This window comes from Gemmiger formicilis, from assembly GCF_016901605.1.
Classification (GTDB): Bacteria; Bacillota; Clostridia; order Oscillospirales; family Ruminococcaceae; genus Gemmiger; species Gemmiger formicilis_B.
Window position 1 is genome coordinate 1 of sequence record NZ_JACJKP010000013.1, and the last position, 18,733, is coordinate 18,733.

The window sequence follows — 18,733 nt, forward strand, 5'->3', positions numbered from 1 at the left end:
ACCGCCGCCGATGGTCACGATGCAGTCCGCTTCGGCGGCCTTGAAAGCGGCTACGCCGTCCTGCACATTCTGGATGGTGGGGTTGGGTTTGATGTCGCTGTAGAGGGCATAAGCAAAGTTTGCTGCATCCAGCAGGTCGGTGACTTTTTTGGTGACGCCGAACTTGACCAGGTCGGGGTCGGAACAGACAAAGGCTTTCTTGTAGCCGCGGGCGGTCAGCTCGGGGACGATGTTCTCAATGGCGCCGTGGCCATGATAGGAAATGGTGTTCAGAACAATGCGATTTACCATAGCAGTGGTTCTCCTTTTTCACATTTTTTGAGCAGATGCAACAGTTTCCGTTATATATCCGTCCAAATTCTGTATACATTGTACGCCGCTTTTTGCTGCTTGTAAAGTGTTGTTTTTCTGAAGTCCGCCCTTGCCATTTTATACGAAGTAGTGTACAATAAAAGGACACTAAAATTTTGGGGTGCAATTTATGGCAGAAGAAAAATTTTCCAACTTTTTGACGGATATCATTGACGCCGACCTTGCCGAGGGCAAGGTCGATACCGTGCATACCCGTTTTCCGCCGGAGCCCAACGGATACCTGCATATCGGTTCGGCCAAGGCTATTTTCATCAACTACACCATGGCCAAACACTACGGCGGCCAGTTCAACCTGCGCTTTGACGACACCAACCCCGCACGTGAAGGCGACGAGTACGTACAGAGCATTTTGCAGGACCTGCATTGGCTGGGTGCCGACCCCAACGGCGGCATCTTCTACGGCAGCGATTATTTTGAGCGCTGCTATGAGTACGCTGAGCAGCTGATCCGGGAAGGCAAAGCTTATGTGGATGACCTGACCCGTGAAGAGATGCAGGAATACCGCGGCAACGATGCCGGCAAGCCCAGCCGCCCGAGCCCGTACCGCGACCGCACACCGGAAGAGAACCTGGACCTGTTCCGCCGCATGCGTGCCGGGGAATTCGCCGACGGCGAAAAGACGCTGCGCGCCAAGATCGATCTGGCCAGCCCCAACATGAATATGCGTGACCCTGCAATCTACCGCATCAAGCATGTGGCGCACCATCGCCAGGGCGACAAGTGGTGCATCTACCCGCTGTACGACTTTGCACACCCGATTCAGGACGCCATTGAAGGCATTACCTTCAGCCTGTGCAGCCTGGAATTCGAGAACCATCGCCCCCTGTACGACTGGGTGGTCCGCAACCTGTTCGGCACCGAATTCCCCAAACAGCGCGAGTTTGCCCGCCTGAATGTGACCAACACCGTCATGAGCAAGCGCTACCTGCGCGAACTGGTGGAAAAGAACATTGTGGACGGCTGGGATGATCCCCGTATGCCCACCCTGAGCGGCCTGCGCCGCCGTGGCTACACCCCCACCAGCATCTTCACCTTTGTGAAGGAAGCCGGCATCTCCAAAGCCGACAGCCTGGTGGATATGCGTCAGCTGGAAGCCGTACTGCGCGCCGAACTGGAACTGAATGCCCAGCGCCGCGTGGCTGTGCTGGACCCTGTCAAGCTCATCATCGACAACTACCCTGCCGATGCCTGCGAGTACTTTGACCTGCCCAACAACCCGAACCGCGACGCCAACGATACCACCACGCGCAAAGTCGCATTCACCAAAGAAGTCTGGATCGACCGCAGCGACTTCTTTGAAGTACCGCCGCCCAAGTTCAAACGCCTGACCCTGGGCAGCGAAGTCCGCCTGATGGGCGCTTATCTGGTACGCTGCACCGGTGTGGACAAGGATGAAGCCGGCAACGTTACGGCCATTCATGCACAAGCCGATCTGGAAACCAAGAACGGCAATCCCGCCGACGGCCGCAAGGTACGCGGCACCATCCACTGGGTCAGCTGTGACCACTGCGTGGAAGCAGAAGTCCGCCTGTACGATAAACTGTTTACCGAAGCCAACATGAACAGTATTCCGGACGGTGCCGACTTCAAGGATTACCTGAATCCCGAAAGCGTAACGGTTATCTCCCACGCCAAGCTGGAGGAAAGCCTGCAGAATGCACAGCCCGGCGAGCGGTTCCAGTTTGTGCGCACCGGCTATTTCACCCCCGACAGCAAACACCCTGGTGTATACAACCGCATTGTGACCCTGAAAGACAGCTTCAAACTGTAAAACATAAAAAGACCGACGCCGCAGCGTCGGTCTTTTCTTTTGTCTGTTACTCGTTGTGATGGGCGGCGATACAGCGTTTCAGCCATCCGCCTTTGCGGTAATAGATCACAAACAGCAGCGAAGCCAATGTCCAGGTAATGGGATAACTGAGCTCCACCGTAGCCACCGAATGCCATACCGGCACCGCTGTCAGCAGCCACACAATACGCAGCCCGCAGACGCAGAACACCGTAATGATCGTAGGCACCCGTACATCTCCGCAGCCGCGCAGTGCGCCGGAAAGAATCTCGATGCAGACATAAGTCACATAAGCGGGAACCAGCACATGCATCATTTCCACACCTACGGCAATCACTTCGGCATCCTGGCTGAACATCCGGAGCAGGGGTCCTGCCGCAAAGTAGAACACCACACTGATGCACATGGTGATACCGGCAGCCATAGCCAGGCAGATGCGGGTTCCGCGGCGTACACGGTCATACTGTTTGGCGCCGAAATTCTGCCCGGCGAAGGTGGTAATGGAAATGCCCAGCGAGTTGATGGTCATCCAGAAAATGAAGTCGATTTTGCCGTAGACGCCCCAGGCTGCGATGGTATCGGTACCAAAACCGTTCATACAGCTCTGGATCATCATGTTGCTGACGTTGTACAGCGCACTTTGGGCAGCTGCCGGAATACCGATCATACAGATTGCCACAAGAATGGTACGTTCCATCCGCAATTTGCTTGCCGCCAGGTGCCACGGCATTCCCTGCGACCCGGCCAGGCAGCGCAACGTCAGAACCGCACTGGCCACCTGGCTGATGATGGTCGCCAGCGCCGCGCCTGCCACGCCCCAGTGGAACAACGCAATAAAAATCACGTCCAGCACAATGTTGACCAGCGACGCCACAATCAGGAAATACAGCGGCCGCTTGGAGTCGCCCGCTGCACGCAGGATGTTGGTGCCCATATTGTACAGGATCTGCGGGATCATTCCCAAAAAGTAGATGCGCAGATACAAAGCCGCATCCCCGATGATCTCATCCGGCGTACCCATCAGGCGCAATACCGGCTCTGCCGTCAGCAAGCCCAGCACGGTGAGCAGCGCGCCGATCACCACACTGAATACCAGGGATGTATGTACCTGCCGGTCTACGGCGTCCACGTCCCGGGCACCGTAGCTTTGGGCCACCACCACGCCGGCACCGCTGCACAGGCCTACAAACAAGCCCACCAGCAGGTTGACAAAAGCGCCGGTCGCACCGACCGCCGCCAATGCATTGGTACCTACAAAGTTGCCGACAATCAGTGTATCGGCTGTATTGTACAATTGCTGGAACAAAGTGCCAAACCAGATCGGCAGAAAGAAGACCAGCAGTTGCCGTGGAATGCTGCCGGTCAAGATATCGGTTTGTTTGACATTACGCATGATAAATCCTGTTTTTCTCCTCTTTTGTATTCCTTGCGCACCTATTTTATGCTATAATGGCGATATTGTAAAGAGGGGGATTTCTATGACTTTTTTATGGCAACCCTGCACCGGCGGAGCGCGCATTTTACGGGTGTTGGGCGACTCCCCCTGCCCTGTGATTCCCGAGGAAATCGACGGTCTGCCGGTAACGGAACTGGGGCCTTACTGCTTTGCCGTGCACCCCGTGGAAGAAGGCCGTATTTGGCCGGTCGGTTCCGAGGAAAACCATGAAGTGACGGGGGAATTTCTGGAAGAAGCCATATTGCCGGATACCCTGCGGGTCCTGCACAGTGCGGCCTTTTACAATTGCCGCAAACTGCGCCGCATTGAAGTCGGTCCCAACCTGGAAAGCCTGGGCAGTGACCTTTTTACCAACTGCCGCGCGCTGCGCACCTTTGCACTGCGTGCCTCCCCTGCCGCCGGCACCGGCCTGAAGAAACTGTTGGGTGCAGTGAGTGCGGATATTGAAGTGGAGTTTCTGGATGCGCCGGGTGTCCGGCTTTTTTACCCGGAGTATTTTGAGCTGCTGGATGAAAACACACCGGCCCACATCTTCAACCGCAGCATCGAGGGAGAAGGCTATCGGATGCGGCAATGTTTTGCCGGCAGCGCCGTGGACTACGCAGCCTATGACGCCACCTTTGCCCAGGCCTGTGTGGGCGAGAGCGAGGATAAACTGTGCCGCCTGGCCTTGGGGCGGCTGCTTTTTCCCTTTGCTTTGCAGGACAACGCCCGCACCGACTACGAGTTCTATCTGACAGCCCACCCTGCCGCGGCTTTTGGATGGGCCATCCGGGAACGGAACGAAGCAGCCTTACGGCTGCTGGCAGGCCTTGGGCTGGCGGTGCGGGATGCCGCTTCCCAGTGTGCCCGGGCCGGTTGGAGCGCCGGTGCCGCCATTTTGCTGGCACGACCCAAACGCGCTGCCAAGCAATACGATTTTGACGACTTATAATGGAGGGGCTTATGCCGCACATCGAAACACAGACCGAGTGGGAACAGACGATGGCCCGCCGGGTGATGGAACAGATCCGCGGCGAGCTGTACCTGGACCAGCGGTATCTGAACGCCGCCTTGGGCGCCCTGCCCCCTGCCCCGCTGAACAGTACTCAGACGGCACTGGCAACGGACGGCGCCCAGTTGTACTACCCACCGGAATGGGTTCTGACCACCTACCGAAAAAACAGGCGCTACCTGCCGCGTGCCTATCTGCACAGTTTGCTGCACTGTATCCTGCGCCATTTGTGGCTGCGGGACCGCCGCGATGCCGATTTGTGGGGACTTGCCTGCGATATTGCGGTAGAAAATATCCTGGATTCTCTGAACAGTCCCGCCACTACCCGCCCGGTGGGCTGGCTGCGGCAACAAACCTATGCCCAGCTGAAAGATCAGTGCAAACTGCTGGCCGCCGGCCCCATCTACCGTGCGCTGCTTCATACCGATGCCGCCACACGACTGAAATACCAACGGGAATTTTATTGCGACAGCCACCGGCTGTGGCCCGATGATCCCGACAGTCCCGCTGCCCAGATGCGCGGCAAACAGTGGGAGCAGATGGGGCGCCAGACCCAACTGAGCATGGAAGAGTCCGGCCGCCAGGCCGGGGAGAGTGACGGTGCCCAGGCGCTGCAGGCCCAGGTACAGGCCAGCCGCAGCCGCCGCAGTTATAAAGATTTTCTGCGCCGGTTTGCCGTCTGGCGGGAAGAGCCGCACCTGGACCCCGATGAGTTTGATTTAGGCTACTACACCTATGGTCTGCGCACCTACGGCAAGATGCCGCTGATTGAGCCACTGGAAAGCCGCGAAAGCAAAAAGATCCGTGACTTTGTAATTGTGCTGGATACCAGCGAATCCACCGCCGGGGATCTGGTGAAGAATTTTTTGCGGGAGACCTTTACCCTGCTGACCAGTCAGGACAGTTTTTTCCGCCATTGCCGGATTCTGGTAATGCAGGCCGACAATGCAGTGCGTGACGAAACCTGGCTGTATGACTTGGAAGCTCTGGACCGCTACACCGAACAGTTCACCCTGGTGGGCGGCGGCGGGACGGATTTTCGCCCGGCCTTTGCCCGCATTGAACAGCTGCGTGCCGAAGGGCCGCTGCGCGATATGCAGGGCGTTTTGTACTTTACCGACGGCAAAGGCATTTATCCCGCCAGACGTCCGCCTTTTGACGTTGCCTTTTTGTTTTTGGAAAACGGCGGCGTTCCCCCTGATGTTCCCCCCTGGGCCATGCGGCTTGTGCTGCAGCCCGAAGAGTTCCTACCCCAACCGAAAGGATGATAGCACATGGACATCCAACGTGCCAAAGAGGAGATCAAACATACTGTACAGGCCTATCTGGCCTGTGATGATACCGGCTGCCCGCTGATTCCGCCGGTGCGGCAGCGCCCTATTCTGCTGATGGGCCCTCCGGGCGTGGGCAAGACCCAGATCATGGAGCAGATCGCGCTGGAATGTGACATTGCCCTGGTGGCATATACCATCACCCACCACACCCGCCAGAGTGCTGTGGGCCTGCCCTTTATCCGGGAGCGCAATTTTGGCGGCAAAACCCGCAGCGTAACCGAGTACACCATGAGTGAAATCATTGCCAGCGTTTACGCCGCCATGGAGCGCACCGGCAAACAGAACGGCATTTTGTTCATTGACGAGATCAACTGCGTAAGCGAAACGCTGGCCCCCACCATGCTGCAGTTCCTGCAGTGCAAAACCTTCGGCAACCAGGCGGTGCCGGGCGGCTGGGTAATTGTGGCGGCAGGCAACCCGCCGGAGTACAACAAAAGTGTACGGGAGTTTGACCTGGTCACACTGGACCGTGTACGCCGCATTGATATCGAACCCAAGCTCAGTGTATGGCAGGACTATGCCCGTGCGCATCGTCTGCATCCGGCCGTAATGGCCTATCTGGAACTGCGTCCGCAGCATTTTTACAAGATTGAAAACGACGTAGACGGGCCGCAGTTCGTGACCGCCCGCGGATGGGAAGATCTGTCCGCTTTCCTGCAGGCTGCGGACAAACTGGACCTGCCGGTGGACGAGGGTGTGATCGGGCAGTATCTGCGGCATCCGGAAGTTGCCCGGGACTTTGCCGCTTACTGGGTGCTGTACCGCAAATATCACCAGGACTACGGCGTGGAGGATATCCTGCAGGGCAAGCCTTTTGACGCCGTGCTGGAACGTGCTCTGAACGCCAGCTTTGATGAACGGATCAGTCTGGTCAGCCTGCTGCTGGCGGGGCTGAATACACGGTTTGCCGCTGCCCGCAGCGCCGATGCCGTTACCGATGCCTGCTACCAGCAGCTGCGGACCTTCAAGCGCACACTGAATCAGGCCGGTCCGGAGGACACCCCCGCCGGGTTGTTTGCCGAACAGCGGAAAGCCTACCGCACACGCCTGGAAGAGGGCAAAGCGGCCGGCACCATTTTGCCCGCCGAGGCAGCCACCCGCACCCGTGCGGCCACCCTGCTGGACCAGTGGGCCGAACCGCTGGAGCGCTGCCTGGATGCCGACGACGCCTTTGATACGGTGCGCGCCGCTTTTAACCAGCAGGTCCACAAGCGGGAAGATGCGGTTGCTACGGCTTCCGAGGCATTGGAAAGCGCCTTTGATTTTATGGAGCGTGCCTTCCCGGATGGGCAGGAAATGGTCGTGTTTGTCAACGAGCTGGCTCTGGGTCCTGACTCGGCACCGTTCCTGGCAGATAACGAATGCGAACGTTTTGACTTGTACAGCCAAAAACTTCTGCTTCACGCCGGAGAAGACGCCCTGCTGGCCGAATTGCAGCGGGATGACCTGCGCGCGGAAGAACACAGCACCGATTTCTGATTCAAAGATTCAAATGCCCCGGCACTCGCAGGTGCCGGGGCATTTTTTACAGCTCTTTACACAGTTTTGCCATGGGAGTATAATGGGCCACGGACCGGCTGCGGCACAAGGCCGCGGCCTTTGCGAACGAGAGGGGTTTTGTGTATGGCACAACAAATTTCACGGGAATCCCGGCAGATGTCCGAGGCATTCCGCACGGTGTTGTTTCTGTCTCTTTCCGGCGGCCTGCAGGACGCCTACACCTACCTGGGACGCGGCAGTGTCTTTGCCAATGCGCAGACAGGCAACATCGTTTTTATGGGGCAGTCCTTCTTTGCCGGGGACTGGGCACGCTTTTTGCACTATCTGGTGCCGGTTCTTGCCTTTGCACTGGGTGTGGCCGCTGCGGAACTGATCCGGGTATGCTGCAAAGAAGGGTTTCGGCTGCATTGGCGCCAGCTGGTACTGCTGGTGGAGATCCTTCTGCTCTTTGCCGTCGGCTTTTTGCCGGAAGCATGGAACCTTGCTGCCAACGCCCTGGTTTCCTTCGCCTGCGCCATGCAGGTACAGGCTTTCCGCAAAGTACACGGGTATCCCTTTGCCAGCACCATGTGCATCGGCAACCTGCGCAGCGGCATGGATTCTCTGGTCACCGGGCTGCGCCTGCACGACCAAAAAGCGCTGCGCAAAGCGGCCCACTATTTCGCCGTGATCGTACTGTTTGCGCTGGGTGCCGGTGTGGGCGCGCAATGCATGGCCTGGCTGGGGCTGCGCACCATCTGGCTTTCCTGCCTGCTTTTGTGCGTAAGCCTTTGCCTGATGTTCCGTAAGGAAACGCACCGCCCGGCAGAAACCTACTGATCTTTCCATAGCAATACCGCCCGAAGGGAAATTTCCTTCGGGCGGTATTTTTTATGCTTTCTTTTTTTGTCTGTTCAAACGGCGGCCAGCCTTCCAGAGCTGATCCACAAGGTGCGTTGCCGTGCGCAGTACCGGCAGCACCAGTGCTGCCAAAACCACCAGCACCAGCGTACTGCCAAGGTCCAGCGGCACCAGTTCCAACCAGGGCGAAAAGAGCACCGCACCACCCAGACCCAGGATCGTACAGCTGCCCCACAGGGTCCAGCGCAGGGGCGTAAACGGATCGCAGACCTGGAACAGTACAATCAATCCGGTTTCCAAGGTCAGCAGCGTGCTGATCGTTCCCAAGGCATCTGCCGGAAGATCAAACGCATAGGCAAACCCCTGGGCGCAAAAAACCAGCAAAAAGTCCGTCAGACCGCCGGGCAGCGCCGCATGCAATACATTGTGTATGAATTTCCCCCGTACCATCTCATAGTTCGGTTCCAATGCCAGCACAAAGGACGGCAGACCAATGGTGACCGCCGACAGAAGCGAAAGCTGCAAGGGCTGGAACGGGTAAGCCAGCGGCAGGCATAGAGCTGCCAGGCTGAGCAGCAGCGAGAAAATATTCTTGACCAGAAACAGCGAAGCCGAACGCTGAATGTTGTTGATGACCCGGCGGCCTTCGGCCACCACATCCGGCAGGGCGCCAAAGTCGGAGTCCAGCAGTACCAGCTGCGCCACCTGACTGGCCGCCTGCGCGCCAGAAGCCATGGCGATGCCGCAGTCTGCATCTTTGAGTGCCAGCACATCGTTGACGCCGTCCCCTGTCATTGCTACCGTGTGCCCCTGGTTTTGCAGTGCATGCACCAGTTTTCGCTTTTGCTCTGGCGTTACACGGCCAAACACCGTACATTGCCGGGCTGCATCTTCCAGCGCCGCGTCACTGTGGAGCGATGCGGCATCCACCCATTGTTCCGCATGGGCAATGCCCGCCTGGGCCGCCACATGGCTGACAGCCTGCGGATCATCGCCGGAAATCACCTTAATGTCTACCCCCTGCCCTGCAAAATAGGCAAAAGTCTGCGGGGCATTTTCCCGGATGCGGTTCTGCAGCGGCAGCAGCGCCAGGAACTCCAACCGGGTATTGTCCAGCTGTTCCGGTTTTGCGGGCAATGCTCCCTGATACCGGGCCAGCAGCAGCACCCGACGGCCTTCCGCCAGCAGCGGGGTCAGCTTTGCACGCAGTTCCCCTGCACGGGGACCCGCCAGAATATCCGGTGCCCCCACCACATAAACACCTTTTTCTCCAAAAGATTTTGCACTGTACTTATAGGCCGTATTGAAAGGGATCTCTCCCGTGACCGGCCACAGCGGTCCTGCCTGCCCATAGCGGGCTTTCAAGGCACGGCCTGTGTCGTTATCCGGCTCTTCCGCGCCATAATAACTGCGCAAAATCTCCTCTACCGGCACAGCGCTCAGCAATACCGGATCATCGGCCTGCATGGCGCTCTCGGTAATGGTCCCGGTTTTATCCACACAAAGCACATCCACGCGGGCCAGCGTTTCAATGCAGTTCATGTCCTGTGTAAGCACCCGACGGCGTGCCAGACGCAGCATTCCTACCGCCAGCGCCACACTGGTCAGCAGGTAGAGCCCCTCGGGAATCATGCCGATCAGCGCCGCTACCACACTTTCCACCGAACTGCGCAGATCAATGGCCAGCATCCAGTGCTGTTTATAGAACAGGGCTACCCCTACAGGTATCAGCCCCAGGCCAATGGCTTTGATGAGTTTATCCAGCGAACGCATCATCTCGCCCTTGGCCACCTTATGGCCATCTGCCTGGGCGGCCGCGGTCAGGCGGCTGGCGTAACTTTCCGCGCCCACCCGCGTCAGGCGCGCGGTGCAATGCCCGGACATGAGAAAACTGCCCGACCGGAGTTCCCCGCCCACCGTTTTGGGCACAGCCTTTGCTTCCCCGGTAATCAGTGATTCATTCACCTGGGCGCTGCCTTCCAGCACAACGGCATCGGCTACAATCTGCTCCCCGGCATGAAAGGCCACCACATCATCCTGTACCAATTCTTCCGACAGGCATTTGCCCCAGACACCGTCGCGCAGGCAATCCACCTTATGGGCCGATACCAGCGTCAATTCGTCGATGGTCTTTTTGGCGCGCAGCTGCTGGGCAATGCCGATGAGCGTGTTGCAGACCACCACACCCAAAAAGCCCATATTCAGCCAGGAACGCACCGATGCCAGCATCACAGCCAGCACCACAAACACCAGGTTAAAATAGGTGCACAGATTGTCCCGCACGATCACCCCGACCGTCTTGGTGGGGGATTGGGGCGGATGATTGATTTTACCTTGCTGCTGCCGTGCCGCCACTTCGGCGGCCGACAGACCCGAGTGGGATGCCATACAGAGCCTCCTTGTTCCTATGGGATAGAAACTAGTATACCCGGCCTTTGTGAACAAATAAAGGCGGATTTGTCTTAGAAATGGTACTTTCTTGCATTGGCCGGCCGGTTGGTATACAATGAAATCAAAATCTGATTTAGCTATATCCATGGCGGGAGGGATTTTATGAGGCGTCGTTTTACCACCGGATTCCTGCTGTTGGCTTCTGTTCTGTGGCTTCTGGTTTCAACCGGTTGTACAGCGGCCTCTACGGCTTCCGAACCAGCGACCGTTCCGGCCCAGACAGAAGAAACCGCAGCCCAGACGGAGGAAACCGCAGCCCAAAACACAAGCGGCCAGATCTATTTATACGGCGAATCTCACAGCAATGAAATGCAGCTGAAAAAAGAGCTGGAAATTTGGCAGGGCTACTATGCCACAGGAATGCGGCATCTGTTTGTGGAAATGGCTTCTTACTCGGCCGAGTATCTGAACCTATGGATGCAGGCAGAAGATGACACCATTCTGGAGGAACTCTACGAGGACTGGGAAGGCACACAGGGCCATTCACAATACGCGATGGACTTTTATCGTGCCATCAAGGAAACCTGCCCCGAGACCATTTTCCACGGTACCGACGTAGGGCATCAATACAAGACCACCGGCAACCGCTATCTGGTGTGGCTGAATTACAAGGGAATGAAAGATTCCGACACTTACCGCCGGACCCTGGACTCCATTGAACAGGGCAAGACCTATTATCGTGACAACGATGCCGTCTACCGGGAAAATCAGATGGTGAAAAACTTCGCCCAGGCCTTTGACTCCCTGGAGGGAGAATCCGTCATGGGCATTTACGGGGCCTACCATGTGAGTCTGGAGGGCGATGAGCAGACACCCCGCATGGCCGCCCAACTGGCCGAACAATATCCCGGCCGTGTGCACACCGCCGATGTAAGCGAACTGTACGCCGAAGACCCCGTCCTGGAAGAAATCACGGTAGGAGAAAAGACCTACACGGCATCCTATTGGGGAGAGCAGGATGTTTCGGGATTTTCCAAGAAGTTGGTTTCCCGGAAATTCTGGCGTCTGGAAGACGGTGCGGAAGATTTTGCCAACTGCCCTACGGTAGACGACGTTCTGCCCTATGACAATTATCCGGTGGATGTCAGTACCGGACAGGTTTTTGCCCTGGATTATACGGCGGCAGACGGTACGGTGACCCGGCTTTTCTATCGCGCCGACGGCACCTTCTGGAATGACCGCCCAATCACGGTACAGATTGATGTTTCCGGTCTTGCCTGACATAAGAAACAGCGGCATGGCGCCTGGCCATGCCGCTGTTTTGGCTGTATTGTTTATGCGGGAATCGTCCCTTAACTCTGTTTGCCGTTGACTGCTCAGACCTCGGCCAGTTCGCCGCGGGAGCTGGCCTTCAGGTAGGCATAGATGAAGCCGTCCAGGTCGCCGTCCATGACAGCCTGCACATTACCGCTTTCAAAATTGGTGCGGTGATCCTTGACCAGCGTATACGGCATAAAGACGTAGCTGCGGATCTGGTGCCCCCAGGCGATCTCATTCTGTACACCCTTGATGTCGTCGATCTTATCCTTATGCTGCTGCAGTGCGATCTGATACAGCTTGGCCTTCATCATTTCCATGGCGTATTCGCGGTTCTGCAGCTGGCTGCGCTGGGTCTGGCAGCTGGTAACAATGCCCGTGGGCTTATGGATCAGGCGAACCGCCGAGGAGGTCTTGTTGATATGCTGACCACCGGCGCCGGAAGAACGGTACACCTGCATTTCGATATCCGCCGGGTTGATCTCGATCTGGATGTTGTTGTCCAGTTCCGGCATAACTTCCAGGCTGGCAAAGCTGGTCTGGCGGCGGGCGTTGGCATCAAAGGGGCTGATGCGCACCAGACGATGCACACCATGCTCACTCTTGAGCATACCATAGGCATTGGCGCCCTTGATCATCATGGAAGCAGACTTGATGCCGGCTTCATCACCGTCCAGCACATCCAGCACTTCCACACTGTACCCGTGTGCTTCCGCCCAGCGGGTATACATGCGGTAGAGCATCTCGGCCCAGTCCTGGGCCTCGGTTCCGCCCGTACCGGCATGGAAGGTCAGAATGGCATTGCTGTGGTCATATTCGCCGTTGAGCATAGTCATCAGCTGCAGTTCCTCAATGGATTTCTCCACATCTTCCACAGCCTGCTCGCCCTCACTGGCCAGAGAAGGATCGTTTTCTTCCTCGATCATTTCCAGCAGGGTCTCCGCTTCCTCATACTGGGTGGAGAGCTTGCCGAAACGCTCCAGCTTGTTTTTCACTTCGCCCATCTCGCTGATAACGCGCTGGCTCTTCTCCTGGTCGTCATAGAAACCGGGCAGCGTCATCTGATGCTCCAGCTCTGCCAGCCGCTTTTCACTTGCCTCAATGGAAAGTGCTTCGCGCAGGTCATCAACGGAAGTTTTCATTCCGCCGAGTTTTGCTTTCAATTCGTCAATGGTGATCATATCGTTACCCCTTGGTTGGCATAAATTCACATAGTAATAGTATAAACCATATCGGAAAAGTTGTAAAGGGGGGCTTTTTTGCGCAAAAGCTGCCAGAATGCGGAAACTTCATAGAAAATTCTTTGCATTTGCAGGACCGATGCGGTATAATGGCTCTATGCTATTGGGAGGATACTATACACATGGCACGTTATACTGGAAACCACTGCCCTGTCTGTGAGCAGGCTTTTACCGACGATGACGACATCGTCGTTTGCCCCGACTGCGGCACCCCTTATCACCGCGCCTGCTGGCACAAAGTAGGCGCCTGCATGCATCAGTCGGAGCATGCCTCCGGTTTTGAATGGAAACCGGAGTTTGGCCCCGAGGCAGAGGCCGCGGCCCACGCCGCGATCTGCCCCAACTGCGGTACCCACAACGAACCCGGTGCCGCCCGCTGCAGCCATTGCGGCGTTCCCCTGCCCCGCCCGGAAGATGCGGATGCACAGGCTGCCCAGGAAGAAACCGGGCCCATCTATGCACGCCGTCCGCAGGCCGGCGCGTACCCCCAGAACCCCGCCCAGGGTTCGCAGTCTGCGGCCGGCCCCCACATTGATGCCTACGGCACCGGCTTCGACGGCGGTATTTACCGCCGCGAGGTTGGTCCCGATGATCCCATTGACGGCATCAAAGCACGGCACTGGGCCATCTTCCTGGGGCGGTCCCCCATGTACTACCTGATGCAGTTTTTCCGCATGAGCGAGACCAAACACCGCGTCACCTTCTCTTTCTCTGCCTTTTTCTTTGGTCCTGCTTATCTTCTGTACCGGAAGATGTGGAAAGAAGGCATTGCGGCTGCAGCTCTGACCCTTTTGTTCTACCTGCCCACCATGTTGACCACCATCGCGTACTACAACGCAGATTTGTTCGGCAACATGCCCCTGGGCTGGCTGCCCATGGCTTCCACCATCGGTGAGTTTGCAAGCTGGGGTCTGCGTGTGCTGCTGGCACTTTTCTCGGTTTCGCTGTACGAAAAGCATGCCAAGAACCGCATCGAAGCCATCTGCCGGCAGTGTCCCGAAGGGCCTGAACGCACGGAAGCCCTGGCTCGCAGCGGCGGCACCAATGTGCTGGCAGCCATTTTGTATATCGGGATTCTGGCCCTGCTGGAAGTTGCGATTCTGTATATGGCAACGCCCGCGTTCCTGGAGATCATTCAGGCCAACCTGGGACTGTAAAAAACAAAATGTTTGACCCGACGGTTTCCGGCCGGGTCCTGAAATAAAAAATCAGAAAAAACAGAAAAGCAGGAGGAACCTATGAAAACAGCATTGGTTATCATGGCTGCCGGTATCGGTTCCCGCTTCGGCGGCGGTATCAAACAGCTGGCAGCGGTTGGACCGAATGGCGAGATTATCATGGACTATTCTATCCACGACGCAATCGAAGCCGGTTTTGACAAAATCGTTTTCATCATCCGCCACGACATTGAGCAGGCCTTCAAGGAAGCCATCGGCGACCGCATCGAAGCCACCTGCAAAGAGTTGGGCGTCGAGATTGCCTACGCTTTCCAGGCGTTGGAAAACGTACCCGAAGGATACGCTGTTCCGGAAGGCCGCACCAAGCCCTGGGGCACCGGTCAGGCTGTGCTGGCCTGCAAAGGTATCCTGCAGGAGCCTTTCGCCGTGATCAATGCCGACGATTACTACGGCAAGGAAGCGTTTGTGCAGCTGCACGATTTCCTGCAGGGATACGATCCCGCGGAACCCGGCAAACTGTGCATGGCCGGTTTTGTGCTGAAAAACACCCTGAGTGACAACGGCGCCGTGACCCGCGGCATCTGCCAGATGAACGAAGAGCACTACCTGACCGGCGTTCTGGAAACCAGCGGCATTGAAAAGACCGCAGACGGCGCAGCCGCCGGCGGCAAGTCCATCGACGTGAACAGCCTGGTTTCCATGAATATGTGGGGCCTGACCCCCGCCTTTGTGGATCTGCTGGACAGCGGCTTTGTGGAATTCTTTGAAAAAACAGAGCCTGCCAACCCGCTGAAGGCCGAATATCTGCTGCCCATCTATATTGATGAACTGCTGCACAAAGGCACTGTAAGCGTCAAGGTTCTGCCCACCCACGACAAGTGGTTCGGCGTCACCTACGCAGAGGACAAGCAGATCGTCATTGACAGTTTTGCCCAGTTGGTTGCCGATGGCGTTTACCACAAAGATCTGTTCAGCGATTTGAAAAAATAAGTTTTTCTATCCCCTGCCGGGTATATCCCGGCAGGGGATTTTTGATTGACAACCGTACGACAAAATGCGACAATAAAAGAAAGAAAGAAAGAAAACAGCCCCTTCTCTATCGCATAAAATGGCGAAAGGTGGTGCCGGCCATGAAACGTCTTGTCCTTCTTTCCGCGTTGCTTCTGGGATTGTCTGCCTGTACGCCCGCCTTGCAGAAACCGGCCCTCTCTGACACGCCGGAAACTGCCGGTACGCAGGAAACCGCGGAAGAGGCGTCCTCTGCCCCTTCCGGCAGCACTGTACCGGAATCCGCAATTTCGATGCCGGGATCGTTGCAGGCCATGGATCTGGCCGTACTGCCCTACGACGAAATCCGGCTGGTCTACCATTTCACCCAGTTTGATCCGCCGCTCAGCGGCTACTATACCATGTCCCAAAACGGGCGCTGGGGATTGATGCGCAACGACGGCAGCATGGTCTTACCCTGCGAATTTGACCAGCCCATTGCCATGTGCTCCGACAGCGCCCCCCAACAGCCTGCCTGGCTTGCCTTCAAAGAGGATGCCGACGCCTCTTTCTGGACCTCTGCGGGGCAATACCTTACCACCGTAGGGGAAGGACGCATCTGCCACGCAGAGCATTGCGGTCCCGGGTATGAGCTCTATTTTTGGGACGAGAACGCCGACCAGATGTTTGCCTATATCGGCAACCTGGGGCCCGGTATGCCCACGCATATTTCTCCCGGTCAGCAGGAAAGCCGCGGCTGGTGGTTCCCCACCCAACCCGGCACACTGATACAGGAAAGCTGGGGACTGGATGTAGACTATGATGCCGGTGCCTCCTTCCGCTATCGTTCCGCAGAAGGTACGGCCCTCAACAACTACGAATACCAACAGGCAGAGTTATTCTATAATGGTGCTTTGCTGGCAGCGGCACGGCGCGGCGACAAGTGGGTCTATCTGGACGGTTACGGCAAGGAAGTCACCTCCCCCGTCTATGACCCGGTGTACTGGAACATCTGGGCCGATACCGGCTACGCTTCTCCCCTGCTGAACGGATACGCCGCCGTAAGCCGCGATGAAAAGTATGGTCTGTTGGACAGTGCCGGGCTGGAATACCTGCCCTGCGAGTACCAGGGTATTGTGTGGGACGGCGGGCTTGGCTGGCTGAAGCTGGACGACGGCTGGCATGCATTCCGGATTCCCAGTGCCGCGGTACCGACCCCGGCGCCTTATGGACAAACCGATGAAGAAGACGCCCTGCGCCTGGTTCCGTTGACCACGGTTTTCCCGGATACCTACCCGGGCAACGGGCGCCGTACCGACTACACTACCATACGGGATGACAACCTGAATGTACGCGCAGGTCCCGGCACCCAATATGAAAAAATCGGCAGCATACCACCGGGTTCCGCCGTACGGGAACTGGGAACCAGCAGCACGGTCCCCGGCTGGACGTTTGTGCTGTACCAGGACTGGCTGCGTGGTTGGGTCAGTACCCAATATCTGGAATAATGTTGCCTTGTGCATGAAAACTGCAAAAGCATGACACGCAGCGCTATGGAAAACGGAGGTTTTTTGCGGTATGGTTAGTATAACAGAACCGAAAACACACCGCTACAGGAGGGTAATTATGGCAAAGAACGAATTTGACTGCACCGCATTGACCCCGGAACAGCGCGATGCCCGTCTGGCCCTGGATGTGGAACGCTTGCTGCGCTTTGGCCGCAAGCACAAACTCATCAAGGACCTGGACATTCTGATTGCGCGCAACACATTGCTGGATCTTCTGGCATTGAGTGCCCCCAGCGAGGCCAAGCCCCCGAAAGAAAACTTTGATACCCCTGCTGCCCTGTTGGACGAGATGGTGGAACTGGCCGCACAGAAAGAGCTGTTTGACGGCGCCGTTGCCCAGTACCGCATCAACTTTGAAACCCGCCTGATGGGCGCCCTGATGCCCCGGGAGAGCGAAGTCTGCAAGAAGTTCAAGAAGTTGTATGAGCGCAAAGGCGCCAAAGCGGCAACCGATTGGTTCTATGACCTGTGCGTAGTGACCAATTACATCCGCACCGCCCAGATTGCCAAAAACATCCAGTGGAACTCCGATACCCCCTATGGCGAACTGGAAATCACCATCAACCTGACCAAACCCGAAAAAGACCCCAAGACCATCGCGCTGGAACGGCTGCAGCCCAAATCCGGGTATCCGGCCTGCATGCTCTGCAAAGAAAATATCGGATACGCCGGCCGCATCAATTTCCCGGCGCGCCAGACCCACCGCATTGTGCCCATTACCCTGGCCGGACAGCAGTTCTACCTGCAGTACAGCCCCTATGCCTACTTCCATGAGCATTGCATCATGCTGCATGAAACCCACAAGCCCATGGAGATGGACCGTCAGACGCTGGCCGAAATTTTCGATTTTGTTTCTCAGTTCCCCCACTACACCTGCGGTTCCAATGCCGATTTGCCGATCGTTGGCGGCAGCATCCTGAGCCACAGCCACTTCCAGGGCGGCCGCTACGTCTTCCCCATGCAGAAGGCTTCCATCGCGGTCCCCCTGACCGATATCCGGTATCCCGGTGTTCGCGCCGGTATCCTGAACTGGCCGGTTTCTGCCGTGCGCCTGATCGGTCGCAGCAGCCAGCAGATGCAGATCGTTGCCAACAACATCCTGACTGCCTGGCGGAACTACTCCGACGAAAGCGTGGGCATTGTGGCACACACTGGCGACACGCCCCACAACACCGTAACGCCCATTTTGCATTACGATGAAAAGGACGGTTATATTCTGGATCTGGCCCTGCGCAACAACCGCACCAGTGAGGAATATCCCGACGGTATCTTCCATCCCCACAAGGAATACCACAACATCAAGAAGGAAAACATCGGCCTGATCGAAGTCATGGGCCTGGCTATTCTGCCCGCCCGTCTGAAAGATCAGGGCGCCCAGATCGCCGAAATCCTGGCCGGTCAGCGCCCCAACACCAGCCGCGAGGAAGGCTCTCCGCTGGCTGTACACGCCGACTGGATCGATCAGCTGATTGCCAAGTACGGCACGTCGATGGCACCGCAGGATGCCAACAACGTTGTCAAGCAGGAGATTGGTACGGTGTTCAGCCATGTTCTGGAAAATGCCGGCGTCTTCAAGCAGGACAAAGAAGGCCAGGATGCCTTCCTGCGCTTTATGCAGAGTGTTGGTTTCAAAGCCATTTGATTCTCAACTGCAAAACAGGGAAAGACAAAAGTCTTTCCCTGTTTTTTTGTAGACTGCCTTCGATTGCACACTTTACACAGCCGCGGTGTTGCCGCCCTTTGTTGCTGCACCGGACTTTTCCGTA

At 57.0% G+C, this 18,733-nt stretch carries 14 protein-coding genes; 10 read left to right on the plus strand and 4 right to left on the minus strand.

The window, feature by feature from the left end; translation table 11 throughout:
- A partial coding sequence (locus H6B10_RS02050; RefSeq protein ID WP_204649254.1) for an iron-containing alcohol dehydrogenase occupies nt 1–291 on the minus strand: 291 nt, incomplete at its 3' end.
- 190 nt (nt 292–481) lie between these two features.
- Between H6B10_RS02050 and H6B10_RS02055 the strand changes: the two genes are divergently transcribed.
- Nucleotides 482–2,143: a glutamine--tRNA ligase/YqeY domain fusion protein gene (locus H6B10_RS02055; RefSeq protein ID WP_204649255.1), complete on the plus strand. Its 1,662-nt coding sequence runs from the start codon at nt 482–484 to the stop codon at nt 2,141–2,143.
- Nucleotides 2,144–2,189: 46 nt separating this feature from the next.
- Here H6B10_RS02055 and H6B10_RS02060 read toward each other — a convergent pair whose 3' ends face one another.
- The gene (locus H6B10_RS02060; protein ID WP_204649256.1) at nt 2,190–3,554 is read right to left on the minus strand and encodes an MATE family efflux transporter; all 1,365 of its coding nucleotides are present in this window, start codon (nt 3,552–3,554) and stop codon (nt 2,190–2,192) included.
- Nucleotides 3,555–3,639: 85 nt separating this feature from the next.
- On the opposite strand from H6B10_RS02060, the gene H6B10_RS02065 reads away from it, so the two are divergent.
- The 4 genes from H6B10_RS02065 (at nt 3,640) to H6B10_RS02080 (ending at nt 8,264) form a co-directional block, all read left to right on the plus strand.
- On the plus strand, nt 3,640–4,551 hold the full coding sequence (locus H6B10_RS02065) for a leucine-rich repeat protein (protein ID WP_204649257.1): 912 nt from the start codon (nt 3,640–3,642) through the stop codon (nt 4,549–4,551).
- An 11-nt stretch (nt 4,552–4,562) separates the two neighbouring features.
- Nucleotides 4,563–5,879, plus strand: a complete 1,317-nt coding sequence (locus H6B10_RS02070) for a vWA domain-containing protein (RefSeq protein WP_204649258.1) — start codon at nt 4,563–4,565, stop codon at nt 5,877–5,879.
- A gap of 6 nt (nt 5,880–5,885) precedes the next feature.
- On the plus strand, nt 5,886–7,424 hold the full coding sequence (locus tag H6B10_RS02075) for an ATP-binding protein (protein ID WP_204649259.1): 1,539 nt from the start codon (nt 5,886–5,888) through the stop codon (nt 7,422–7,424).
- A 144-nt stretch (nt 7,425–7,568) separates the two neighbouring features.
- Nucleotides 7,569–8,264 (plus strand): YoaK family protein, encoded by a 696-nt coding sequence (locus H6B10_RS02080; protein ID WP_243427216.1) that lies wholly within the window; start codon nt 7,569–7,571, stop codon nt 8,262–8,264.
- 51 nt (nt 8,265–8,315) lie between these two features.
- Here H6B10_RS02080 and H6B10_RS02085 read toward each other — a convergent pair whose 3' ends face one another.
- Nucleotides 8,316–10,673 carry an HAD-IC family P-type ATPase gene (locus tag H6B10_RS02085; protein WP_204649260.1) on the minus strand — a complete coding sequence of 786 codons (2,358 nt, stop codon included), beginning with the start codon at nt 10,671–10,673 and terminating at the stop codon, nt 8,316–8,318.
- A 165-nt stretch (nt 10,674–10,838) separates the two neighbouring features.
- Between H6B10_RS02085 and H6B10_RS02090 the strand changes: the two genes are divergently transcribed.
- A complete protein-coding gene (locus H6B10_RS02090; protein ID WP_204649261.1) occupies nt 10,839–11,957 on the plus strand; it encodes a hypothetical protein in 1,119 nt (372 codons plus the stop codon).
- Nucleotides 11,958–12,052: 95 nt separating this feature from the next.
- Here H6B10_RS02090 and prfB read toward each other — a convergent pair whose 3' ends face one another.
- Nucleotides 12,053–13,174: a peptide chain release factor 2 gene (gene prfB / locus H6B10_RS02095; protein WP_204649262.1), complete on the minus strand. Its 1,122-nt coding sequence runs from the start codon at nt 13,172–13,174 to the stop codon at nt 12,053–12,055.
- A 182-nt stretch (nt 13,175–13,356) separates the two neighbouring features.
- Between prfB and H6B10_RS02100 the strand changes: the two genes are divergently transcribed.
- The 4 genes from H6B10_RS02100 to H6B10_RS02115 all read left to right on the plus strand — a co-directional run bounded on the left by H6B10_RS02100 (nt 13,357) and on the right by H6B10_RS02115 (nt 18,609).
- Nucleotides 13,357–14,391 carry an RING finger protein gene (locus H6B10_RS02100; protein WP_204649263.1) on the plus strand — a complete coding sequence of 345 codons (1,035 nt, stop codon included), beginning with the start codon at nt 13,357–13,359 and terminating at the stop codon, nt 14,389–14,391.
- Between the two features lie 81 nt (nt 14,392–14,472).
- The gene (locus tag H6B10_RS02105; protein ID WP_204649264.1) at nt 14,473–15,402 is read left to right on the plus strand and encodes a nucleotidyltransferase family protein; all 930 of its coding nucleotides are present in this window, start codon (nt 14,473–14,475) and stop codon (nt 15,400–15,402) included.
- A 140-nt stretch (nt 15,403–15,542) separates the two neighbouring features.
- Complete coding sequence (locus tag H6B10_RS02110) at nt 15,543–16,907, plus strand: SH3 domain-containing protein (protein WP_204649265.1); 1,365 nt, start codon at nt 15,543–15,545, stop codon at nt 16,905–16,907.
- A gap of 118 nt (nt 16,908–17,025) precedes the next feature.
- A complete protein-coding gene (locus tag H6B10_RS02115; RefSeq protein ID WP_204649266.1) occupies nt 17,026–18,609 on the plus strand; it encodes a UDP-glucose--hexose-1-phosphate uridylyltransferase in 1,584 nt (527 codons plus the stop codon).
- Nucleotides 18,610–18,733 lie beyond the last annotated feature (124 nt).

What these genes read in the sequence shown, in the direction of transcription:
- prfB (WP_204649262.1), bottom strand. Translation starts at nt 13,174, where the DNA reads ATGATCACCATTGACGAATTGAAAGCAAAACTCGGCGGAATGAAAACT.
- H6B10_RS02065 (WP_204649257.1), top strand. Translation starts at nt 3,640, where the DNA reads ATGACTTTTTTATGGCAACCCTGCACCGGCGGAGCGCGCATTTTACGG.
- H6B10_RS02055 (WP_204649255.1), top strand. Translation starts at nt 482, where the DNA reads ATGGCAGAAGAAAAATTTTCCAACTTTTTGACGGATATCATTGACGCC.
- H6B10_RS02080 (WP_243427216.1), top strand. Translation starts at nt 7,569, where the DNA reads ATGGCACAACAAATTTCACGGGAATCCCGGCAGATGTCCGAGGCATTC.
- H6B10_RS02100 (WP_204649263.1), top strand. Translation starts at nt 13,357, where the DNA reads ATGGCACGTTATACTGGAAACCACTGCCCTGTCTGTGAGCAGGCTTTT.
- H6B10_RS02115 (WP_204649266.1), top strand. Translation starts at nt 17,026, where the DNA reads ATGGCAAAGAACGAATTTGACTGCACCGCATTGACCCCGGAACAGCGC.
- H6B10_RS02085 (WP_204649260.1), bottom strand. Translation starts at nt 10,673, where the DNA reads ATGGCATCCCACTCGGGTCTGTCGGCCGCCGAAGTGGCGGCACGGCAG.
- H6B10_RS02075 (WP_204649259.1), top strand. Translation starts at nt 5,886, where the DNA reads ATGGACATCCAACGTGCCAAAGAGGAGATCAAACATACTGTACAGGCC.
- H6B10_RS02070 (WP_204649258.1), top strand. Translation starts at nt 4,563, where the DNA reads ATGCCGCACATCGAAACACAGACCGAGTGGGAACAGACGATGGCCCGC.
- H6B10_RS02110 (WP_204649265.1), top strand. Translation starts at nt 15,543, where the DNA reads ATGAAACGTCTTGTCCTTCTTTCCGCGTTGCTTCTGGGATTGTCTGCC.
- H6B10_RS02105 (WP_204649264.1), top strand. Translation starts at nt 14,473, where the DNA reads ATGAAAACAGCATTGGTTATCATGGCTGCCGGTATCGGTTCCCGCTTC.
- H6B10_RS02060 (WP_204649256.1), bottom strand. Translation starts at nt 3,554, where the DNA reads ATGCGTAATGTCAAACAAACCGATATCTTGACCGGCAGCATTCCACGG.
- H6B10_RS02090 (WP_204649261.1), top strand. Translation starts at nt 10,839, where the DNA reads ATGAGGCGTCGTTTTACCACCGGATTCCTGCTGTTGGCTTCTGTTCTG.